General features: G+C 71.1%; 20 protein-coding genes and 1 tRNA gene. 9 read left to right on the top strand and 12 right to left on the bottom strand.

Features of this window, described 5'->3' with window-relative positions:
* Positions 1–17: 17 nt before the first annotated feature.
* The 12 genes from VIS07_17950 to priA all read right to left on the bottom strand — a co-directional run bounded on the left by VIS07_17950 (position 18) and on the right by priA (position 12,891).
* Positions 18–893, bottom strand: a complete 876-nt coding sequence (locus VIS07_17950) for a hypothetical protein (protein HEY8517398.1) — start codon at positions 891–893, stop codon at positions 18–20.
* Positions 894–1,061: 168 nt separating this feature from the next.
* Positions 1,062–2,486, bottom strand: a complete 1,425-nt coding sequence (gene glnA / locus VIS07_17945) for a type I glutamate--ammonia ligase (protein HEY8517397.1) — start codon at positions 2,484–2,486, stop codon at positions 1,062–1,064.
* A 138-nt stretch (positions 2,487–2,624) separates the two neighbouring features.
* Positions 2,625–2,963, bottom strand: a complete 339-nt coding sequence (locus VIS07_17940; protein HEY8517396.1) for a P-II family nitrogen regulator — start codon at positions 2,961–2,963, stop codon at positions 2,625–2,627.
* Positions 2,964–3,061: 98 nt separating this feature from the next.
* Entirely contained in the window at positions 3,062–4,378 is a 1,317-nt protein-coding gene (locus VIS07_17935) for an ammonium transporter (protein HEY8517395.1), read from the bottom strand.
* A gap of 240 nt (positions 4,379–4,618) precedes the next feature.
* Positions 4,619–5,245: a glycerol-3-phosphate 1-O-acyltransferase PlsY gene (gene plsY / locus VIS07_17930; protein ID HEY8517394.1), complete on the bottom strand. Its 627-nt coding sequence runs from the start codon at positions 5,243–5,245 to the stop codon at positions 4,619–4,621.
* A complete protein-coding gene (locus tag VIS07_17925; GenBank protein ID HEY8517393.1) occupies positions 5,245–5,679 on the bottom strand; it encodes a hypothetical protein in 435 nt (144 codons plus the stop codon). Before VIS07_17925 ends, plsY begins: the two co-directional genes overlap by 1 nt.
* A 211-nt stretch (positions 5,680–5,890) precedes the next feature.
* Positions 5,891–5,964: transfer RNA gene (locus VIS07_17920), tRNA-Pro, on the bottom strand.
* Between the two features lie 93 nt (positions 5,965–6,057).
* A complete protein-coding gene (locus tag VIS07_17915) occupies positions 6,058–7,278 on the bottom strand; it encodes a metallophosphoesterase (GenBank protein HEY8517392.1) in 1,221 nt (406 codons plus the stop codon).
* Positions 7,275–8,690 carry a 16S rRNA (cytosine(967)-C(5))-methyltransferase RsmB gene (rsmB, locus tag VIS07_17910; protein ID HEY8517391.1) on the bottom strand — a complete coding sequence of 472 codons (1,416 nt, stop codon included), beginning with the start codon at positions 8,688–8,690 and terminating at the stop codon, positions 7,275–7,277. The genes VIS07_17915 and rsmB overlap by 4 nt, the downstream gene beginning before the upstream one ends.
* A 28-nt stretch (positions 8,691–8,718) precedes the next feature.
* Positions 8,719–9,690: a methionyl-tRNA formyltransferase gene (gene fmt / locus VIS07_17905; GenBank protein ID HEY8517390.1), complete on the bottom strand. Its 972-nt coding sequence runs from the start codon at positions 9,688–9,690 to the stop codon at positions 8,719–8,721.
* Positions 9,687–10,247 carry a peptide deformylase gene (gene def, locus VIS07_17900; GenBank protein ID HEY8517389.1) on the bottom strand — a complete coding sequence of 187 codons (561 nt, stop codon included), beginning with the start codon at positions 10,245–10,247 and terminating at the stop codon, positions 9,687–9,689. Before def ends, fmt begins: the two co-directional genes overlap by 4 nt.
* 52 nt (positions 10,248–10,299) lie before the next feature.
* On the bottom strand, positions 10,300–12,891 hold the full coding sequence (priA, locus tag VIS07_17895) for a primosomal protein N' (GenBank protein ID HEY8517388.1): 2,592 nt from the start codon (positions 12,889–12,891) through the stop codon (positions 10,300–10,302).
* A 250-nt stretch (positions 12,892–13,141) separates the two neighbouring features.
* Here priA and pilM point away from each other — a divergent pair, with 250 nt between their 5' ends.
* The 9 genes from pilM to VIS07_17850 are packed head-to-tail and all read left to right on the top strand — an operon-like array spanning position 13,142 to position 22,190.
* A complete protein-coding gene (gene pilM / locus VIS07_17890) occupies positions 13,142–14,218 on the top strand; it encodes a type IV pilus assembly protein PilM (protein HEY8517387.1) in 1,077 nt (358 codons plus the stop codon).
* Complete coding sequence (locus VIS07_17885) at positions 14,215–15,000, top strand: PilN domain-containing protein (protein ID HEY8517386.1); 786 nt, start codon at positions 14,215–14,217, stop codon at positions 14,998–15,000. Before pilM ends, VIS07_17885 begins: the two co-directional genes overlap by 4 nt.
* Positions 14,997–15,617 carry a type 4a pilus biogenesis protein PilO gene (locus VIS07_17880; GenBank protein ID HEY8517385.1) on the top strand — a complete coding sequence of 207 codons (621 nt, stop codon included), beginning with the start codon at positions 14,997–14,999 and terminating at the stop codon, positions 15,615–15,617. The genes VIS07_17885 and VIS07_17880 overlap by 4 nt, the downstream gene beginning before the upstream one ends.
* Positions 15,614–16,078 carry a pilus assembly protein PilP gene (locus VIS07_17875; protein HEY8517384.1) on the top strand — a complete coding sequence of 155 codons (465 nt, stop codon included), beginning with the start codon at positions 15,614–15,616 and terminating at the stop codon, positions 16,076–16,078. Before VIS07_17880 ends, VIS07_17875 begins: the two co-directional genes overlap by 4 nt.
* A 44-nt stretch (positions 16,079–16,122) precedes the next feature.
* Positions 16,123–18,636, top strand: a complete 2,514-nt coding sequence (pilQ, locus tag VIS07_17870; GenBank protein HEY8517383.1) for a type IV pilus secretin PilQ — start codon at positions 16,123–16,125, stop codon at positions 18,634–18,636.
* A 43-nt stretch (positions 18,637–18,679) separates the two neighbouring features.
* Positions 18,680–19,834, top strand: a complete 1,155-nt coding sequence (gene aroC, locus VIS07_17865) for a chorismate synthase (protein ID HEY8517382.1) — start codon at positions 18,680–18,682, stop codon at positions 19,832–19,834.
* Positions 19,835–19,843: 9 nt separating this feature from the next.
* Complete coding sequence (locus tag VIS07_17860; GenBank protein HEY8517381.1) at positions 19,844–20,395, top strand: shikimate kinase; 552 nt, start codon at positions 19,844–19,846, stop codon at positions 20,393–20,395.
* 2 nt (positions 20,396–20,397) lie between these two features.
* The gene (gene aroB, locus VIS07_17855; GenBank protein ID HEY8517380.1) at positions 20,398–21,501 is read left to right on the top strand and encodes a 3-dehydroquinate synthase; all 1,104 of its coding nucleotides are present in this window, start codon (positions 20,398–20,400) and stop codon (positions 21,499–21,501) included.
* Between the two features lie 59 nt (positions 21,502–21,560).
* Positions 21,561–22,190: a hypothetical protein gene (locus tag VIS07_17850; protein ID HEY8517379.1), complete on the top strand. Its 630-nt coding sequence runs from the start codon at positions 21,561–21,563 to the stop codon at positions 22,188–22,190.
* Positions 22,191–22,205 lie beyond the last annotated feature (15 nt).

Genomic DNA, 22,205 nt, shown 5'->3' with positions numbered 1-22,205 from the left:
GACGCAACCCGCGTCGCTCACGGCGTCACCTCGGGCGCCACGCGCTCGGTGACGAAGCGCACCGACGTCCGCGCATCGGCGGCGCGCAGCGTCACCTCGAGATCCTCCTTCACGCCGCCCGCTCCCGGGGCGAACCACTCGTGCCCCGCGACGTCGGCCGTGAAGCGCAGCCCCTGGCCGAGGATCGGGATCGTCGCCTCGCCGTGCGCGGACACCGTGTAGCGCACGGCGGCGAACGTCCCCGCCGGCACCGTGACCGTGTCGTTCGCTTCGGGGACGCGGCGCGCGCTGCCGACGAACAGCACCTGGCGGCGCTCCGCCACGCCGTCGACCGTGATCGTCAGGTCGAGCGGGCGCGCGAACGAGGTCTCGATCGCGTCGCCCGCGATCACCGGCGTGCGCACGACGACGACCGGCGGCTCGAGCACGGCGTCGCGCTCGTCCGGTCCGCCGGGGTCGTTGACGAAGCGCTCGACGCGAACCTCGTCTCCGGTGTCGCGCGACACGCTGCGCGCGAGCGCGCCGGTCGCGGACTCGAAGCGGGTCTGGAAGCTGCCGTCGTCGCCGTTCTCGGTGATCGTCGAGGTGAAGCTCGAGACCTGGGTCTCGCCCTCGAAGGTCGCGGAGACGCGGTAGACGGCGCTGCGGCCGGTGTCGTGCGGCACGAGCTCGCCGGCGCTGCCGTCGAACAGCAGCTCGCCGGCGACCGGGCCGCCGTCGTCGCCATTGCCGTCTCCGCCGCCGCACGACCAGGTCGCGGTCAGCACGAGGGAGACGAGCAGCGCGCACGCGGCGCGCGTGCCTCGGGATCGTCGCGCTCGGCTCGGCATCGGCACCTCCTCGCGCTGCTCGCCGGCAGCGCCGGTGCCGGTCGTCTTAACCCGGCTTCGCACCCGGCGGCTATGTCACGCGTGACATAATTTTGCGTCGCCGGGCGGGACACGCCGGGGCTGCAACGCGGGCGCATCGGGCGCCAGAAACGAGAAAAGCCGGGGCGCTCCCCCGGCTTCCTCGTCGCGTCGCCGCGCGGCCCAAGGCCGCGCGGCCTCCGCACGACGCGCTCAGGCGTCGTAGTACAGCGCGAACTCGTACGGATGCGGACGCAGCCGCATCTCGTTCACCTCCTTCGTCATCTTGTAGTCGATCCAGGTCTCGATGACGTCCTCGGTGAACACGTCGCCCGCGAGCAGGAACTCGTGGTCGTTCTTCAGGGCGATGAGCGCCTCCTCGAGCGACGCCGGCATCGACGGGACGTCCTTCAGCTCCTCGGGCGTGAGCGAGTAGATGTCCTTGTCGAGCGGCAGCTTCGGGTCGATCTTCTTCTGGATGCCGTCGAGGCCGGCCATGAGCATGGCCGAGAACGCCATGTAGCCGTTCGCGGTCGGATCCGGGAAGCGGACCTCGATGCGCTTCGCCTTCGGCGACGGCGAGTACATCGGGATGCGCACCGCGGCCGAGCGGTTGCGCGACGAGTACGCCAGGTTCACCGGCGCCTCGAAGCCCGGCACCAGACGGCGGTACGAGTTCGTGGTCGGGTTGGTGAACGCGGCGAGCGCCGGCGCGTGCTTCAGGATGCCGCCGATGTACCACATCGCGAGCTGCGACATCCCACCGTACTCCTGACCGGCGAAGAGCGGCGTGTCACCCTTCCAGATCGACTGGTGGACGTGCATGCCGCTGCCGTTGTCGCCGAAGAGCGGCTTCGGCATGAAGGTCACGGTCTTGCCGTGCCGACGGGCGACGTTCTTGACGATGTACTTGTACCACATCAGCGCGTCGCCCATCTGGACGAGCGGCATGAAGCGCATGTCGATCTCGCCCTGACCGGCGGTCGCCACCTCGTGGTGCTGCTTCTCGACGCGGATGCCCACGGACTCCATCACGCGGCACATCTCGGTGCGGATGTCCTGCTGGGTGTCGCTCGGCGGCACCGGGAAGTAGCCTTCCTTGTTGCGCACCTTGTAGCCGAGGTTCGGGCCCGGCTCGCCACGGACGTTGCGGCCGGTGTTCCAGCGCGCCTCCTCGGAGTCGATGTAGTAGTAGCTCTCCGACTGCGTGGTGTCGTAGCGGATCTCGTCAAGAATGAAGAACTCGGGCTCGGGGCCGAAGTAGGCGACGTCGCCGATGCCCGTCGACTTGAGGTACGCCTCCGCCTTGCGCGCGATGTTGCGCGGGTCGCGGGAGTAGTCCTCCTTGGTGATCGGGTCGACGATGTTGCAGATCGCCGTGACCGTCGGCTCCTTGGTGAACGGATCCATGCGGATCGTCGTCGGATCGGGGATCACCAGCATGTCCGACGCGTTGATCGGCTGCCAGCCGCGGATCGAGCTGCCGTCGAAGCCGCTTCCCTCCTCGAACAACGCCTCGTCGAACTCGCTCATCGGGATGGTGAAGTGCTGCCAGATGCCGATGAAATCGAGGAACTTCAGGTCACACGCGACGGCGTTGTTCTTCTTCGCGAACGCGATCGCTTCTTTCGGGGTCATCGAACGATTACCTCCACGTCTCCTGGTTCATCCAGGGCTGCAAACTCCCCGCGAGCAGGACCCGTGTCCCGAACGCGCCAGGAGCGGTCCAGACAGTTGAAAGTTGAAGTGCTTGTTCTTGACGTTCGGCGGCGCGGCTCAGAGCGCTTCGTTGCCGCGCTCGCCGGTGCGGATGCGCACCACCTCGTCCACCGGCAGGACGAAGATCTTGCCGTCGCCGATGCGGCCGGTCTTGGCCGCCTTCTCGATGGTCTCGACGACCTGCGTGATCTTCTCGTCGGGGACGATGATCTCGAGCTTCACCTTGGGCAGGAAGTCGACCACGTACTCGGCGCCACGGTAGAGCTCCGTGTGACCCTTCTGGCGCCCGAAACCCTTGACCTCGGTCACGGTCAGGCCCTGCGTGCCGATCGCGCTCAAGCTCTCCTTCACCTCGTCGAGCTTGAACGGCTTGATGATGGCTTCGACTTTTTTCATGACGTTCCTCCGGGCGGAGTGCCCTGTCGTATCAGTCAGACCGGCGGCGCGAAAACGGCCCGCCCGCGACTCCCTCGCTGTCTGTCACGCGCCCACCCTCACTCCGCCACCGCGCCAAGGACGTAGGCGCGCTCGCTGTGCTGGCTCAGATCGAGCCCGGAGATCTCGTCCTCCTCGTCGGCACGCAGACCCACCAGCACGTCGGTGACCTTGAGCAGGATGAAGGCGCCCACGAAGCAGAAGACCAGCGTCGCGACGACGCCGATCGCCTGCGTCAAGAGCTGTCCTGGGTTTCCGTAGAAGAGGCCGTTGGCGCCCGCGGGGTTGACCGCCGTCGTGGCGAACAGCCCGGTCGCCAGCGCGCCCCAGGTGCCGCCGACGCCGTGCACGCCGACCACGTCGAGCGCGTCGTCCGCGCCGAGCATCTCCTTGAGCTTGATCCCGTAGAAGCAGACGACGCCGGCGACGAAGCCGATCACGATCGCCGCGAGCGGCGTGATGAAGCCCGCGCCCGGCGTGATCGCGACCAGACCCGCGACCGCGCCGGTGGCGGCGCCGAGCACCGTCGGCTTGCCGCGCTTGAGCCACTCGATCGTCATCCAGCCGAGCGTCGCCGCGGCGGCGCCGGCGTTGGTCGTGACGAAGGCGTTCGCCGCGATGCCGTCGGCGGCGAGCGCGCTGCCAGCGTTGAAGCCGAACCAGCCGAACCACAGCAGCGCCGCGCCGACCACCGTGAAGGGCAGGTTGTGCGGCGGCATCGGCTCGTGCCCGTAGCCGATGCGCTTGCCGATCAGCAGCGCTGCGGCGAGCGCCGAGGCGCCCGAGCTGATGTGGACGACCGTCCCGCCCGCGAAGTCGAGCGCGCCGAGGCCGCGGATCCAGCCGCCGACGCCCCACACCCAGTGCGCGAGCGGGTCGTAGATCAGGGTCGCCCAGAGCAGCGTGAAGATCAGGAAGGCGCTGAACTTCATCCGCTCGGCGAACGCGCCGACGATCAGCGCCGGCGTGATCACCGCGAACGTCCCCTGGAACGCCATGAAGGTGAGCTGCGGGATGCTCGCGGAGTAGTCCGGGTTCGGCTCGGCGGTGACGCCGGACAGACCGAGGAAGTCGAGGCCGCCGATCAGCCCGTTCTGCGACGCCCCGAAGGCCAGCGTGTAGCCGATCAGGATCCACTGGACGCTGACCGCGGCGAGGCACACGAGGCACTGCATCAGCACCCCGAGCACGTTGTTGCGCCGCACGAGGCCGCCGTAGAACAGCGCCAGGCCGGGAGCGGTCATCAGCATGACGAACGCGGTCGCGACGATCAGCCAGGCCGTGTCGGCCTTGTCGATCGTCGGCGCCGCGGCGGCGTCCTGCGCCCACGCGGTACCGCTCGCGTACGCGAGCGCCACGGCGACGAGCGCCAACATGGAGATCCTCTTCGTCATGTGTCCGAACGGAAAGTGCGGGAGCCGGCCCTCGGCCATGCAATCCCTCTCAGGAGGGCGGCTCGTGGAGCAAGGTGGGTGCCGCCCCCCGTGCCAGCAATTTCGAGGAGCGTGCACGTTCGTTGCGCAGTCGGGCCGCCCAAGAATTGGGCAATGCCCAAAGAAGAGGCAACAGGGCTGGCGCGACAAAGGCGCTGTGGACCCGCCGGCCGCCCGCCCGCTTCACTCCTTCGGGGTCGCCCGCTCGCCCCAGCGCGGCTCCGTCCCTGCTCGGATCCGCGCCATGTTGTCGCGGTGGCGGAACAGGATCAGGCAGGCGAGGACGGTGAGGGCCGCCGAGACGGCGACCGGGTAGCCCGCCAGGATCGAGCCGAACGGCGCCGCCATCGCCGCGCAGATCGAGCCCAGCGACACCCACCGCGAGAGGCCGACGGCCAGGAGGAAGGCGAGGAGCGGCAGCGGCAGCGCCGCCGGCGCGAGCGCCGCCACCGCTCCCAGGGCGGTCGCCACCCCCTTGCCGCCGCGAAAGCCGAGCGTGATCGGGAAGACGTGCCCGGTCACCGCGGCGACGGCCGCCGTGATCTGGCCGTACAGCGAGATCTCCGGACCCGCCCCCGCGAGCAGGTCGAGCCCCTCGACCACCAGGACCGGCACGGCGCCCTTCAGGGCGTCGAAGAGCAGCGTCAGGAGCCCGAGCGTCTTGCCCGCCGAGCGCGCGACGTTGGTCGCGCCGATGTTGCCGCTGCCCGTCTTGCGGACGTCGACGTTGGCGAGCCGGGCGAGCAGCAGGCCGGAGGGGATCGACCCCACCAGGTAGGAGACGACAGCGATCCCGGCGAGGGTGGCGATCACAGACGCAGCCGCAGATCGCGCCGGTTGCTGCGGCGCTGCACGGCGCGCCCGGCGATGAAGCCGAACAGCAGCATGCAGCCCGCGACCGTGAACAGCACGATCGGCTCGTCGAGGCGCGGCGTCGGGGTCTCGATCCGCGCCGCGAGGCGCTCCTGCATCTGCGCCATGCGCTCGATGCGCTGGTCGAGCTGCTCCTGCATCGCGACCGCCCAGGGCGGTGGCACCTCACCCTGCACGGACGCCCGCAGCTCGCCGAGCTCGAGCCGCAGCGCCTCGAGCTGCTGCGCGACGCTCTCCGGCGACGACCCGATCGGCGGACGCAGCGGCGTCATTGGCGTGAAGGTCTCGGCGCGCGGCGCGCCGTTCTCGAGCTGCGCCCAGGCCGGCGCGGCGTGACCTTGCGCGAGGAGCACGAGGGCGCCAGCGAGCACGACGAGACGTCGTGGCGATGCGAACGCGCGCCGAGGCAAGGTGCGCGCCGTATACCACCGTCGCTCTGGCCCGCAAGCGTGTCCCGCAAGAAAGCGGGCTCGACCGGACGGCTCGCGCCGCGCACGAGCCGCCGAGCCGGGAGACGGGAGCGGCCGCTCCCGCGGGCGCATCGCGCGAGCGAGGGGGACTCGGTCCCCCTCGGGCGATGAGTCGGGGTGACAGGATTTGAACCTGCGGCCCCTGCGTCCCGAACGCAGTGCTCTACCAGTCTGAGCTACACCCCGGATTGTGAAAGGACCCGGCCGGACGCCGCGATGGCTTCGCGGCTGGTCGGAAGGCCGGACCTAGCACAGCGTGCACGCGGTGCAACCACCGCCTCAGCGGTCGCCCGCGACGACGAACGAGCGATCGGCGAGCGCGCCGAGCGCGAACCGCCGGTAGCCGCCGGCGAAGAAGTCGCGGCAGCGGGTCGAGTGCGCGAGCGCGCGCGGGCTCGAGATGCGCCGCACCTCCTGGCGCAGGCTGCCGTCCTCGAACAGACGGTAGTGTGCAAACGTGCCCGGGTAGTCCTTGACGCAGCTCACCTCGACGAACGGCACGCCGCCCGCCGACGGCTCGCGGCGCACGCGGTTGCGGTGCGTGTGCCCGATCAGCACGGCCTTCACCTGCGGGTTCCGTGCGATCAGCTCGAAGAGACGCGTCGAATGCGCGGGCACGATGCCGATCGAGTTCGGAAAGCGGTCGGCGAACGCGGGCGGCACCGGCTGGTGGTGCATGAAGAGGAGCGTCGGCAGACCGAGCTCGCGGCTCTCCTCGAGCTGCTCCGCGAGCCAGCGCAGGCGCGCATCGGGGAAGACGCCGTGGTGCGCGCCCGGCTCGACCGTGTCGACGAGCACGAGCCGCCAGCCCGCGACGTCGAGCGTCCGCGGCGCGCGCGGCTGTCCGAGCAGCTCGCAGCCGTCGATCTCCTCGCCGTCGAGCAGCGCGTAGTGGTCGTGGTTGCCGAGCAGCGCGTGCCACGGCATCGCGAAGCGCGCGAAGATCTCGCGCGCAATCTCGAACTGCTCGCGCCGTCCCTGGTCGGCGATGTCGCCCTTGATGACGACGAAGTCGACGGCGCTCGCGTTGATGTCGGCGACCGCGTCCTCGTTCATCATCTTCCAGTACGGCACGTCGCCTTCGGTCTCGCGGACGAGCGGGTAGTCGGGCGCCTCGTCGCCGTACGAGCCATCGGCGAGCAGCACGCCGCCGAAGCGCTCCTCGCCGAAGTGCAGATCGTTGAGCGTCGCGAACGACGCGACCTCGCGCGCCCTGCACGCGGGCAGCGTCTCGACCACGCCCGGGAAGAACGGATCGGGCTCGGCGCGCGCGCCGTCCTCGGCGACGATCTCGATCCGATGCCGCGTGCCCGGGGCGAGCCCCTCGACGCGCACGAGCCGCGTGCCCGCGACGCCGGCCGAGGTCGCGCGGGCGACGCCGTCGACCAGCACGCGCGCCGTCGCGTCGACCGGCCCGCGCGCGTCGTGCACCGCGAAGGTCAGCGTGCAGCCGTCCTCCGTCACCCCGAAGAGCTCGGGATCGATCACCCGCAGCGTCATGCCGGGGTGATCGTACGACCGAGACGAACGGCAAAGAAGCCGTCGAGCCCGCCGACGTCGGGCGCGGTGCGCAGCGCGCCGCGCGCGTCGACGAGCTCGGCGGCCGCTGCGGGAAGGAAGCGACGCGCGTCCTCCACCTCCCAGCCGGGATGGCGCGCGAGGAACGCGTCGACCACCTGCTCGTTCTCCGCCGCGGCGATCGTGCACGTCGAGTAGACGAGCCGTCCGCCGGGCCGCACGAGCTCCGCCGCGGCGTCGAGGATCTCGCGCTGCAGCGCGGCGAGACGCGGTGAATCGTCTTCTTGACGCCGCCAGCGGATCTCGGGGTGCGCGCGCAGCGTGCCGAGCCCCGAGCACGGGGCGTCGACGAGCACGGCGTCGAAGGTGCACGCGAGCGGCGGACGGCGCGCGTCGGCGACGAACGGCAGGATGCGCGAGCCGCTCGCCGAGGCGAGCGTCGCGACCCGTCGCATGCCCGGACGCGAGCGGTCGCACGCGAAGACGCGTCCCTCGCCGATGCGCTCGTCGATCGCGCCGGTCTTGCCGCCCGGCGCCGCGCACGGATCGAGCACGCGCTCGCCGGGCTGCGGATCGAGCAGGTCGACGACGAGCTGCGACGCCTCGCCCTGCAGGTGGACGCCCGGCACGTCGCCGACGTGGAGGAATCCGCCCTCGACGACGAGCCCATCGCGGGCAAACGTCGTGGGCTGCGTCTCGACGCCGAGCGCGCGCAGCCGCTCCGCCGCCTGCTCGCGCGTCGCGACGCGCCGGTCGACGCGCACGACGGTCGGCGCCGGATCGTTGTTCGAGGCGAGCAGCCGCTCGACGCGCTCGTCGCCGAGCTCGCGCCGCCAGGCGCGCACCAGCCACTCGGGGTGCGACCAGCGCACGGCGAGGTGGGCGTCGAGGCCGCTCGCCGGATCGGGCAGCGGACGCTCGCCGCGGCGCAGTAGGTTGCGCAGCACCGCATTCACGAAGCTCGCAGCACCCGCGCCGGAAGCGCGCTTCACCAGCTCGACCGTGGTGTCGACCGCGGCGTGCGCCGGCACGCGGTCGAGCATCAGGATCTGGAAGGCGCCGAGGCGCAGCGCCGCGCGCACGTGCGGCGCGAGCGACTCGAGCGGACGGCGCGCGATGCTGGCGAGCGTCCAGTCGAGGCGCGCGCGCCAGGTCTCCACGCCGTACACGAGCCGCGTCAGCAGCGCTGCGTCGCGCGCGTCGAGCGGGTTGTGCTCGAGCGTCTCGCCGACCAGCACGTCGGCGTAGGCGCCGCCCTCGACGCGCACCAGGATCGCGAGCGCGTGCCGGCGCGGGTCGCGCTCGACGGCGCGCCCGGCGGGTCCGGTCTGCGGCTTGCGCTTGGGTCGGCGACGCTTGCCGCGCCGCGCGTCTGCACCGCCCTGCTGGTCCATCCCGCGCTCAGCCCGCGCTCGCCGCGCGTCAAGCGCCGAGCCGGTCGCCCGGCGCGACCCGCGCGCCGCGCGCCCAGTCCGCGGCCGGCATGCGCTTCTTGCCCGCCGCCTGCACTTCCCGCAGGCGCAGCGCGCCGCGGCCGGTCGCGACCACCACGCCCTGCGCGTCGACGGCGAGGATCTCGCCCGGCGTGCCCTGCGCGGCGCTCGTCGCAGGCTCCGCGGCGAAGATGCGCAGCGGCGCGCCGTCGCGCGTCGTCGACGCGACCGGCCACGGCTGGAACGCGCGCACCGCGCGCTCGATCTCGACCGCCGGACGCCGCCAGTCGACGACGCCGTCCTTCTTCGTGATCAGCGGCGCGAACGTGACCTGCGCCGGGTCCTGCGGCGTCGCGGTGAGGCGTCCGGCGCGCCACTCGACGAGCGCCTCGCGCAGCGCGCTCGCGCCGAGGTCCGCGAGCCGCCGCTCGAGCGTGTCGCCGGTGTCGTCCGGGCGGATCGGTGTGGTGCGCTGCAGCAGGATCGCGCCGGCGTCCATCTCGAGCACCATCTGCATGATGGTCACGCCGGTCTGCTCGTCGCCGGCGAGGATCGCGCGCGTGATCGGGTCGGCGCCGCGCCAGCGCGGCAAGAGCGAGGCGTGCACGTTGATGCAGCCGAAGCGCGGCACGTCGAGCGCCGCTTGCGGCAGGATGCGTCCGTACGCCGCGACGACGACCAGGTCGGGCGCGAGCGCGCGCAGCGACTCGACCGCGCTCCCGTCCTTCCAGGTGCGCGGCTGCAGCACTGGGATGCCGCGCGACTCCGCGAGTTGCTTGACGGGCGGCGCGACCACGGTGAGCCCGCGGCCCTGCGCGGCGTCCGGGCGCGTGAACACGCCGACCACTCGATCCTCGCCGTCGAGCAGGCCGCGCAGCACCGTCGCGGCGAGCTCCGGCGTGCCCATGAACACCACGCGCAGCGGCGCCGCGGGGAGCGCCGGCAGCTTCTGCGGGGTCAACTCCGTTCGCCGGCTGAGCGCTGCGCGATCGGACGGCCCTCACGCAGCGCCTTTTTTACGCGCTTGACGTACATCTCGCGCTTGAGGCGCGACAGGTGGTCGATGAACAGCTTGCCGTCGAGGTGGTCGATCTCGTGCTGCAGGGCGACGGCGAGGAGCCCGTCCGCCTCGATCGCGATCTCGCGCTGGTTCAGGTCCCAGCCCTTGACCAGGACCTTGGCCGCGCGCTGCACCTCGGCGCGGAAGTCGACCACCGAGAGGCAGCCCTCCTCGAAGGTGGTCTCGCCCTCGGCCTCGACGATCACCGGATTGACGACGTGGATCAGGTTCTTGCCCCGCTCCTTGCCGGGCTCCTCCTCGTCGTCGCCGACGTCGAGCACGATGATCCGCTGATCGAGGCCGATCTGCGGCGCGGCGAGGCCGATGCCGGGCGCCGCGTACATGGTCTGCGCCATGTCCTCGACCCACTGCGCCGTCTCGCCGGTGATGTTCTCCACCGGACGTGCAGTGCCGCGCAGAAACGGCTCCGGGAACGTCAAGATGCGACGAATGGCCATGAAGGGCTCGGGTGAGCGCGCGCAGGGAGGGCCGGAGCGCGTGCTCCCATTCTCATAACATGCTGATCGGATCGACATCAACGACGATGCGCGGCGTCCTGTCGTCGCGTGCTCCGCGCTCGAGCGGGCGGGCGGCGTCGAGCACGCGTCCGAGCGCGCGGTGGTCGATCGCCTTGATCAGCACCTGGTTGCGCCAGCGTCCGCGCAGCCGCTCGATCGGCGCCGGCGCCGGTCCGAGCACCTGCGGCTGCGGATCCGACGGGTCGCGCTCCGCGGCCTGGCGCAGGCGCTCGGCGAGCGCACGCGCGCGCCGCTCGACCTCGACGGCCTCGCCCTCGACCACGATGCGCGCGAGGCGTCCGAACGGCGGGTAGAAGAGCTCGCGCCGGCTGCGCAGCTCCGCGCGCGCGAACGCCTCGTAGTCGTGCTGGGTCGCCGCGATCAGGCTCGGGTGGTCCGGCTGCCGGGTCTGCACGAGCACGCGGCCCGGCTTGGCGCCGCGTCCCGCGCGCCCCGCGACCTGCGCGAGCAGCTGGAACGTCCGCTCGGCGGCGCGGAAGTCGGGGAAGTGCAGCGAGGCGTCGGCGAGCACGACGCCGATCAGCGTCACGCCCGGCGCGTCGTGTCCCTTCGCCACCATCTGCGTGCCGACCAGCACGTCGAGCTCGCCGTGCCGCCAGGCGTCGACCGTGCGGCGCACGAACGCGGCGCTGGTCGCGGTGTCGCGGTCGAGGCGCGCGATCCGCGCCGCCGGCAGGAGCGCGCGCACGTTGGCCTCGATCTGCTCCGTGCCGAAGCCGCGCGCGGTGAGCACGCTGTCGCAGCTCGGACAGTGCGTCGCCGGACGGCGCGAGAAGCCGCAGTGGTGGCACGCGGCGAGACGCTGCGCGCGGTGCACCGTCAAGCTCACGCTGCACGACGGACAGGTCTCGACGTGGCCGCAGACCTCGCACTGGATGAAGCGCGCGTAGCCGCGTCGGTTGAGGAAGAGCAGCGACTGGTCGCCGGCGCGGTAGTTCTCGACCAGCGCTTCCTCGAGCGCCGGCGACAGCGGCGAGGCGACCGGCGGCGGCGCCGAGCGCGGGTCGAGCGCGCGCGGCGCGTTGCCGTCGCCCGTGCGGTCGAACGCCGGACGCGCGCGCAGGTCGATCAGCTCGACGCGCGGCAGCGGCGCGTCGTTGGCGCGCGCCGAGAGGCGCAGCAGCTGGTAGCGTCCCTGCTGCGCCGCGCGGAAGCTCTCGAGCGACGGCGTCGCCGACGCGAGCACCACCGGACAGCCCGCGAGCTTGCCGCGCATCACGGCGACGTCACGCGCGTTGTAGCGTGGCGCTTCCTCCTGCTTGTACGCGGCGTCGTGCTCCTCGTCGACGACGACGAGGCCGAGGCGCGGCAGCGGCGCGAACACCGCCGAGCGCGCGCCGATCACGACCGGCGCACGACCGGCCGCGACGTCGCGCCAGGTCTGCCAGCGCTCGGGTCCGGTGAGCCCGCTGTGCAGGACGGCCGTCTCGCCGGGGAAGCGCCGCGCCGCTTCGGCGACGAGCTGCGGCGTGAGGCCGATCTCGGGAACCAGGATCAGCACGCCGGCGCCGCGCCGGCGCGCCGCCTGCGCCGCGCGCAGGTAGACCTCGGTCTTGCCGCTGCCGGTGACGCCGAAGAGAAGGAAGGTCGCGAACGTGCCGGCCGCGCCGTCGATCGCGGCGATCGCCTGCTCCTGCTCGGGGCTCGGGGTCTTCTCCGGGCGCGCGACCGCGTCGCCGTCGTTTTCGCGCGACGCGGTTTCGCTGCCGGCGTCGTCCGCCGGAGAGCCGCTGCCCGTCGTCTCGACCAGAAGACCGCGCTTCAGCAGCGCCGTCACCGCGCGTGCCGCTCCCGGCATGCGCTCCTCGAGCTCGGCGATCTGCACCGGGTGCGGATCGCGCGCGCGCACGAAGGCGTAGACCTCCGCCTGGCGCGTCGCGCGACCGAAGCTCGGCTCGCCGCCATCCTCCGGAACGACCGCGCGCACCGCACGCCGCGGTATGCGCCGCTCGAGCTCGACCTCCTCGATGACGACCGCGCCCTGGCGGCGCAGCGTGCGGAGCGCGGCGCTCGTGCCGGCGCCGAACTCCTCTTCGAGCTGACGGAGGTCGAGACCGCCCGGCGGCAGACGCTCGAGGATGCGGCGCGCGAGGCCGTCCTTTCCGTCACGGACCGACGCTTTGGTGTCGCCGAGCAGATCGGGCTCGGCGGTCGGCGCGTCGAGCGGCTTGCCGGTCGGTCGCACGTGACGCCGCCGCAGGCGCCGCAGCGGCGGCGGTACGACCGTGCGCAGCAACGAGCCCAGCGGAACGCGGTAATGACGCGCCGCCCAGCGCGCGAGCTCGAGCAGCTCCGCGGGGACGCTGAGCTCCGGCAGCGTCGCCGCGATCGGCCGCAAACGTAGATTCGGCGCGGGCTGGGCCGGACCCAGGACGATCCCCGTGACCCGCCGCGCGCCGAGCGGAACGGTGACGGCGGTGCCGACCTCGCTGGCAGAGCTCAAGTGGTAGGGCACTGCATACGATAAAGTTGTCAGTGCACCGCTTGGATCGACAATCGCAACCTCGACGGCGCTCTGCTCGGAGCGTGCGTCGCGGCCCGTCAAATCAATCTCACGAGACATCTCGACGTCCGAAGGTGCTCCTTAACTTCAGCTACTCCGGCTCGTCGAGGTGACGGCGCGAGAGGGCGGTTTCGATGCTGGCAAATCTGTTGCAGCGGCTCTTTGAACCGTGCTACCGGGCGAGCAGATCGAAGCAGGGGGGCTTCGATCGAGGGGGTTCGCGGACGCGCTGCTTCGCCGCTCCTGAGCGAAGCACGCGGTAGGTGGGGAAGTTGTGGCTGGGATGGGTTCTCGTCGCAAGTCCAGCCCGTTGAACGGGTTCGGCCGAATCTTCGGCCGGCTCACTGGGGGACGTTCGGGGAGCTACGTCGCGCTCGACATCGGATCGAGCGCCGTCAAGCTGCTCGAGGTGCGCGGCCCCGCGAGTAGCCCCGAGATCCTGCGTGCCGGCATCGCGCCGATCCCCGAGGGCGCGCTGCAGAACAACACCGTGCAGGACGTCGTCGCGGTATCCGACGTCATTCGCCGCCTGGTGGACGGCCTCGGCGTGCGTGCGCGTCAAGTAGTGACCGCCGTGCCAGGACCCGCGGTCATCATCAAGAAAGCGCGCCTCACCATGCGTCCCGGGGACGACCTCGAGGCGCTGCTGATGATCGAGGCCGCGAACTTCATCCCCGAGAACCTCGACAACGTGAGCCTCGACTACCAGGTGCTGCGCGCCGAGGACGCGGACATCGAGGTCCTGCTGGTCGCCGTCCGCAAGGACATCCTGTCCGGCTTCACGATGGCGATCACCGATGCCGGTCTCGAGCCGACGATCGTCGACGTCGATTACTTCGCGCTCGAGAACATGTACGAGCTGAACTACGAGACGGCCGAAGACCAGGTCATCGGTCTGATCAACATCGGCGCGCGCTACTCGTCGATCAACATCGTCAAGGGCGGCACGTCGAGCACGACCGGCGACGTGCAGGCTGGCGGCGGCGAGATCACCGACGCGCTGATCAAGGGGCTCGGGCTGTCCTACGACGACGCCGAGCGCGTCCAGGCGGGCGAGGAGCTCGGCGACAGCCGCGACCTCAAGATCCGCCAGATCATCGACAGCGGTTCGGCCGAGCTCGCGGACGCGATCAACCAGTCGCTGCGCTTCCTGTGGCGCACCGCGAGCGACGAGCCGCTGCGCGGGATCTACGTGACCGGCGGCGGCGCGCGCATCCCGGGTCTGGTCGACAAGCTCGCCGAGCAGCTCGACGTTCCGGTCGAGATCGCCAATCCCTTCAACCGCGTGCAGCTCTCGCGCAACCTCGACGTCACCGCGCTCGAGATGATGGCGCCGTCGCTGGCGGTCGCCGTCGGGCTGGGCACGCGGCGTCCGGGGGATGCATGATCCGCATCAACCTCATGCCCCGTGCCGAGGCGCGCCGTCAGGCCGCCCGGCAGCGCGACAAGCAGATCGCCATCATGATCGCGGTCGGGCTCGTGGCGATCATCGCTCTGACCGAGTTCCTGACGCGTCGCGACGCCAACCGCACGCAGGCGCTCGCGGACGAGTACCAGGCCGAGCTCGCGGCGCTCAACAAGAAGCACACCGCCGCGATCCAGCTCGAGCGCAAGCGCAAGGAGCTCGAGTCGAAGCTCGCGACGATCAAGATCCTCGAGCGTCAGCGCACGGGACCCGTGCACGTGCTCGACGACCTCAGCACGGCGACGCCCGAGGCGCTCTGGCTCACGGAGATGCGCGAGGCGAACGGCTCGATGACCATCCTCGGTCGCGGGCTCGACAACCAGACGATCGCGCTCTTCATGCGCAACCTCGCCGCGTCGCGCTACTTCACCAACGTCGACCTGGTCGAGACCAAGCAGGTCGAAGAGGGGCAGGCGAAGTTCAAGGAGTTCTCGATCCGCGCGAACGTCGTCTACGCCGGGCGCGCGCTGCCGACCGCCACGCCGGCCGCCGGGCAGCCCGCCGCGGGCGAGACGGGCGACGGCACCGACACCGCGCCGACGGGCGAGGGGCCGGCCGCGCAGGAGGCCACGGAGCCGGGTGAGGCGCTGCCGGGCGCGCTCGCCGCGCCGCAGACCGCGCGCCAGGCGGCGCAGGTCAGCGAGGCGCGCCAGACCGCGCAGGACGAGGCCGCGAAGCTCTTGGCAGAGGAGCCGCGGTCGTGAACGCCTTCCTCGAGTACCTCCAGACCCTCGACACCAACCGGAAGATCGCGGTCGCCGTGATCGTCCCGCTGCTGGTGTTGTTCGTCTACTACTTCCTCGTCGTGTCGCCGCGGGTGACACGCACCTCGCAGCTCGAGGAGCACATCGAGGAGATGCTCAAGGAGCGCGACCGCAAGACGTTCGAGGCGGCGCAGATGCCCGAGCGTGAGCGGGAGGTCGAGCAGCTCGACCGGCAGCTCAAGCTGGCGCTCACCCGCCTGCCGGACGAGAAGGAGATCCCCGAGCTCCTGAGCTCGATCTCGAACCTCGGCCGCGACGCGGGGCTCGACATCCTGGTCTTCCGGCAGATGCCGGAGCAGTACCAGGAGTTCTACGCCGAGGTGCCGGTCGAGATGCAGGTGCGCGGCGGATACCACCAGGTCGCGCAGTTCCTCGACCGCGTCGGCAAGCTCGACCGGATCGTCAACGTCTCGAACATCGTCGTCAAGTCGCCCAAGGTCGTCGACGACCAGCTGATTCTCGAGGCCAATTCGAGGGTGACCACGTTCCGCTTCCTGTCCGAGGCGGAGCGCGAACGGCTCATCAAGGAGAAAAAGATCAAGGGGGAGGAGAAGTGAAGTTCCGGGCTTCCTCTCTCATACTGCTGCTCATGGCCGCGGTGACGCTGCACGCGGGTGTCGTCCGCGCGGAGGATGCAGCGGCCGACGATCAGGCCAGCTACGAGTACGACCCCACCGGCAAGCGCGATCCCTTCCTGCCGCTGTTCCTGCTGCGTCGGCCTGCGAAACAGAACATGCAGCCGCTCACACCGCTGCAGCGCTACGAGATCGGTCAGCTCCGTCTGGTCGGGGTCGTTTACAACTTGGCTCCGCCGCGCGCGATGGTCGAGGACAGCTCTGGGCTGGGATTCATCGTGACGCCGGGTACGGCCATCGGTCCTAACGGTGGCGTCGTGACGGCCATCAGGCCGAGGCAGGTGGTGGTGGAGGAATGGGAAACCGACGTCATTGGCCAAAGACATCGGAAAGAGATCGTGCTCGAGCTTCCTCCCGACGAGGTGGCGTCGACGTCTCCCTGAGAGCGTGCTGGCGGCACGCCACCGCCTGGCTCTGCGTTGCGGCCATGGGGGTGGGCTCGTGCGCTGCGCACCAAGCGCCCGAGATCGTCGGCGTCGAGTACGAGACGCGCGTCAGCGGCAACGGGGTGGTCGCCGCCGAGACCGACGACGACGGGCGGTCGATCGACGGGGGTGACACCCAGGTAGCGTCCGCTGCGCCGGCGTCCGGCGACGAGCCTTCGTCGAGCGTCGCGAGCGCGGCGAGCGCCCTCAGCAAGGCGGAGCGCGCGCTGCGCCGCGCCGAGTCGGCAGCCGGCATGTCGTCCGGCGCGTCGGTCGCCACCACGATCGCCTCCGCGCCGCCGGCGTTCGTCGAGGAAGAGGAGCTGCGCTTGGTCGACGTGCGTCGCGCGAGCGACGCGGCTGGCACCGTGGTCGTCGCGCAGCTCTCGCGCGACGCGAGCGACGCGACCTCCTTCGAGCTGTCGTCGCCGCGTCGCTGCGTGGTCGACGTGAACGGCCCGCGCCCGGCCGCGAGCGGCCAGCGCACGATCTCGACCGGTGACCCGCGCGCGCCGACGCTGCGCGTGGGCAGCCATGCGAACCGTCTCCGCCTGGTGCTCGACATCGCGCCGGGCGTTCTCGATCCGTGCATCGCCACCACCGACGGCAGCGCCGTCGTGCTCGAGCTCGGTGGCCGTCCGCAGGGCGCGCCGCCGGTCGAGCTCTGGTCGTCGCCGTCCGCGCCGACGGGCGCCGAGGCGCACGCGGCGTGGGTGCTCGCGCGCGCGACCGGCGGCAGCGCCCCGGCGGTCGTCGCCGAGACGGAGGTGATGAGCGAGTCCGGCACGACGGTGGTCCGAGAAGAGGTGGCGGCGCTGCCCGCGGTGCGCGACGTGCCCGAGCCGCCGCCCGCGCCGCGCGTCGAGCCGGCGCCGCCGGTGCGTCAGCCCGAGCCGCCCGTCGACCGCGGCATCCGCTCGACCCTGTCGGCGCCGCCCGCGCCGGTTTCGCCGTACGATCCGGTGCCCGGTCCGCGCTCCGCGAGCGCGCCCGAGGACCCCGGGCCGCAGCGCAAGAAGTACACGGGACGTCGCATCTCGCTCGAGTTCAAGGACGCCGACATCCTCAACGTCCTGCGCATCATCGCCGACGTCGCGCAGCGCAACATCGTCGCGACCGACGACGTCAAGGGCCAGGTGACGATCGTCCTCCACGACGTCCCCTGGGACCAGGCGCTCGACATCCTGCTCAAGTCGACCGGCCTCGAGATGGTCGAGTACGACGACGTGATCACGGTCTCGACGGCGAAGCGCCTCGAGGAGGAGCGCCGTGCGCGTCTCGCCGCGCGTCAGGCGGGGGTCGAGCTCGAGCCGCTGCGCACCGAGTACATCCGCGTCAACTACGTGAAGGCGTCGGAGCTCGCGCGCCTGCTCGGCGGCGCCGCGACGCAGTCGGCTGCGGCCGCCGCCGCGACCGACACCCTGGTCGCGAACGCCGCGATGGACAGCCCGAGCCAGCGCCGCGGTCTGCTGTCGAGCCGTGGTCTCGTGCAGGTCAACGAGGCGACCAACACGCTGATCGTGCGCGACGTCGAGGACGGCATCCGCAACGCGAAGGAGCTCGTGCGTCAGCTCGACGTGCAGACGCCGCAGGTCGCGATCCAGGGCCTGATCTTCGAAGCCGACACCAACATCGACCGCGACCTCGGGATCCGCTGGGGCGCGCGCTACATCGCGAGCCCGGAGACCGGCAACCCGACCGGGCGCAACTTCCCAGGCCGCGTCGGCATCGGCGGCGCCGGACCGAACCAGCAGGATCCGGACAACCCGCTGCCGGTGATGTTCGACTTCCCGGCCTCGCAGGTCGCGCCCGGCGCCGGCAGCACGCTCGGGCTCGTGCTCGGCTCGCTGTCGGGCAGCACGACGATCGACGCCGAGCTGACCGCGCTCGAGCAGGCGGGCAAGGGCAAGGTCATCTCGCGGCCGAAGGTGATCACGCTGAACAACGCGGAGGCGGTGATCCAGAGCCTCGAGATCCTGCGCGTCCGCCTGCCGTCGACCGGCACGGTGATCAACACCGGCCCGGGCGGCGTCGCGGGCGGTCAGGTCACGGCGACGCAGGCGATCGACACCGGCATCATCCTGCGCGTCACGCCGCAGGTGTCGTCCGACGGCTACGTGCTGATGCAGCTCTTCGTGAAGTCGAGCGTGCCGAGCAACGTCACGACCGACGACATCCCGAACGAGATCAGCCGCCAGGCGACCTCGCAGGTGCTGGTGCGCGAGGGCGAGACCGTCGTCATCGGCGGCGTCTACCGCCAGCGCGCGAACACCGCCGAGTCCGGCGTGCCGTACCTGCGCACGATCCCGGTGCTCGGCTGGCTGTTCAAGAACAGCCTGCTGCGCGACAACCGTCAGGAGCTGCTGGTCTTCATCACGCCGCGCATCGTCTGGCGGCAGGAGACCAACCCGGCGACGCTGCCGACCGCGGCCGAGCTCTGGGAGCGGCGCGACCGCACCGCGTACCCGCTCGAGCCGGTGGCGAGCGCCCCGCCGTCGATGGTCACGACCCGGTGACCGCAGCCGGGCACGGCCGGGATGAATCCGCTAGTAGTCTGCCATGCTGAGATTCTTCACCGCGGGCGAATCCCATGGCCCGGCCCTGACCGCGATCGTCGAAGGCTTCCCTGCCGGGGTGCCGGTCACCGCGGAGGCCATCAACCACGATCTAGCGCGGCGCCAGAAGGGCTACGGGCGTGGCGGGCGGATGAAGATCGAGCGTGACGAGGTCCAGATCCGCTCGGGGATCCGCTTCGGTGAGTCGCTGGGCTCGCCGATCACGCTCGTCGTCGAGAACCGGGACTGGGCGAACTGGACGAGCAAGATGTCGCCGCGCGCCGAGGACCGCGACCCGAAGTACGTCGTGACCCGGCCGCGTCCCGGCCACGCCGACCTGACCGGCGCGCTCAAGTACGACCGGCGCGACGTGCGCGACATCCTCGAGCGCGCGAGCGCGCGCGAGACCACGATGCGCGTCGCCGTCGGCGCCCTCGCCAAGTGCCTGCTGCGCGAGTTCGGCATCGAGGTGCGCGGCTGGGTGAGCGAGGTCGGCCCGATCAAGGCGAAGCACGAGGGCCTCGACTACGACACGATCTTCACCGCCGCCGAGCAGAGCGAGGTCCGCGTCGCGGATCCCGAGGCGGAGCGCGCGATCATCGCGCTGGTCGACGAGTGCAAGCGCGCGGGCGACACGCTCGGGGGCGTCGTCGAGGTGGTCGCGACCGGGCTGCCGCCCGGGCTCGGCAGCCACGTGCACTGGGACCGCAAGCTCGACGGCCGCCTCGCCGGGGCGCTGCTGTCGCTGCAGGCGGCGAAGGGCGTCGAGATCGGCCTCGGCTTCGAGGCGGCGCGTCGCAAGGGCTCGCAGGCCCAGGACGAGATCTCCTGGGACGGCGGCTTCAAGCGCCACACGAACTACGCGGGCGGCACCGAGGGCGGCATGTCGAACGGCGAGCCGCTGGTCGTGCGCGTCGCCTTCAAGCCGCTCTCGACGCTGATGAAGCCGCTCGCCTCCGTGGACCTGCACACCAAGGAGGAGACCAAGGGGACCATCGAGCGCTCCGACGTCATGGCGATCCCCGCCGCGGCGGTGATCGCCGAGGCCGTGGTGGCCTTCGAGGTCGCGCGCTCCTTTCTCGAGAAGTTCGGTGGCGACTCCCTGCGCGAGATCAAGCGCAACCACGCGGGCTACCTCGAGCAGGTGCGCGAAGCTTGAGGCAGGCCGATGCGCGTCGTGCTGACCGGGTTCATGGGCACCGGCAAGACCGCCGTGGGCCGGCGGCTCGCCGCGCGTCTCGGCCGCGAGCTGATCGACACCGACGAGAGGATCGAGCGCTCTGCCGGACGCTCGGTGCGCGAGATCTTCGCGACCGAGGGCGAGGCGAGCTTCCGCGAGCGCGAGCGGCAGGTGGTGCGCGAGATCGCCGCCAGCTCGCCCGATGCGGTGGTCTCGACGGGCGGCGGCACGCTGCTCGACGACGACAACTTCGCGGCGCTCCGCGAAGGCAGCCTGCTCGTGTGCTTGACGGCGTCGCCGCGGACGCTCGCACGTCGTCTGCGCGGGACGGTGGCCGACCGTCCGCTGCTGCAGGGGCCTGCGAGCTTGAGCGAGCGCATCACCGAGCTGCTCGAGGCGCGCGCACAGCGCTACGCGCGCGTGCCGTTCCAGATCGACACGTCCTCGCTGACCGTCGAGCAGGTGGTCGACGCGATCGTCGCCGAGCTCGAGCGGGTCGAGTCCGCGGCGCGCGCGCAGTCGGCCGCAGGGAAGGCGTGAGCATGGCCGCGCAGCAGGTTCCGCAGGCCCAGCAGGTGACGGTCGAGCTCGGCGAGCGCTCGTACCCGATCTACGTCGGCCAGGGGATTCTCGAGAGCCTCGGCGAGCGCATGCGCGCGCTCGGGCTCGGCGAGCGGCTCGCGATCGTGACCAATCCGGTGGTCGACGGTCTCTACGGCGAGCGCGTGCGCGCGAGCCTGCGCGCTTCCGGCTTCGATCCGGTGACCATCCAGATCCCCGACGGCGAGGAGCACAAGAACCTCGCCTGGCTGAACTTCGTCTACGAGAAGCTGGTCGAGGCGCGGATCGAGCGCGGCTCGCTGCTGGTCGCGCTCGGCGGCGGGGTGGTCGGGGATCTGACCGGCTTCGCGGCGGCGACCTACCTGCGCGGGATCGACCTCGTGCAGGTGCCGACGACGCTGGTCGCGCAGATCGACTCCGCGATCGGCGGCAAGACCGGCGTCGACCTCGCGTCCGGCAAGAACCTGATCGGCGCCTTCAAGCACCCGCGCTTCGTGCTCGCCGACACCTCGACGCTCGCGACGCTGCCGCCGCGCGAGCTGCGCGCCGGGCTCGCGGAGGTCATCAAGACGGGCGCCATCCTGTCGCCCGAGCTGATCGAGTTCCTCGAGAAGGAGCACGAGCGCGTGCTGGCGCTCGACCGGGACGCGATCCAGCACCTGGTCTACGCCTGCGCGCAGATGAAGGCGCTCGTGGTGTCGGCCGACGAGACGGAAAGCGACTACCGCGCGATCCTGAACTTCGGGCACACTTTGGGCCACGCGATCGAGACCCTCACCGAGTACCGGACGTTCCTGCACGGCGAGGCGGTCGCGATCGGGATGGGCTTTGCGCTCCGCCTGTCGGTGCAGAGGGGGCTGCTCCGGCAGGAGGTCGCGGACCGCGTCCTGAGGTTGCTTACGCTTTATGGCCTGCCGACCGACATACCAGTCGATCTCGGCCGGCCGGCGCTCGCGCTGGCGGTCGAGGCGGACAAGAAGCGGAGCCAGGGACGCGTGAAGTTCGTGTGTCTCGAGGATCTCGGCCGCACGCGGTTCGAGAGGTTGTCGACGGAGGAGCTGCAAGCGGCGCTGGAGCGCGTCTGAGCGCTTCGGCGCAGAGAAATACGCCCGCCCGAGGCGGGTGGCGAGCTGGGGGTGTGGTCATGGTGACGAGGACGTGGTGGGCCGGTCTGGCGCTCGCGGCCGCCGTGTTGGCCGGTTGTGGTGGTGGCGGTGGGAACAACGATCAGGGCATCGTGTTTCGCGCCGGCGGGACGTTCCAGTCGCAGGCGTCGATCCAGCCCGATCAGATCACCTGCACCGAGCCGATCACCGTCGACGGTGCGATCGCCGACAACACGGCGACCATCTCGCTGAGCGGGACGACGTTCTTCCCGAACCCGAACGACCCGTTCGGCGATCCGTGCGGCGGCTGGCTGCAGCTCATCAACAACCTGTCGAACCAGTTCATCAACGTCACCGAGGTCGTGTTCAGCTACGACATCCCGGGAGCGGCGGTGCAGATCGGTCCGCACGCGATCAACATCGGTGCGACCATCCCGCCGACGACGTTCCAGGGCACCACGCCGAGCGGCGAGCCGAACGTCGTCTTCGTGTCGCTGCAGGGCAATATCGTGCCGCCGCAGATCATGGCCCAGCTCAATCAGAACGTGAACCGTCTGCCCGCACCGCCCTACGTCATGAACGTCTTCATGTACGCGCGCGGACGGTCGGACCAGGGCACGAACTACGAGACCAACGAGATCGGCTACACGATCACCGTAGTCGAGTGAGTCTGTGATTGACCA

This window comes from Candidatus Binatia bacterium, assembly GCA_036563615.1.
Classification (GTDB): Bacteria; Desulfobacterota; Binatia; order UBA12015; family UBA12015; genus DATCMB01.
Note: the sequence above shows the minus strand (reverse complement) of the source record. Positions and strands in the feature narration are given on the sequence as shown.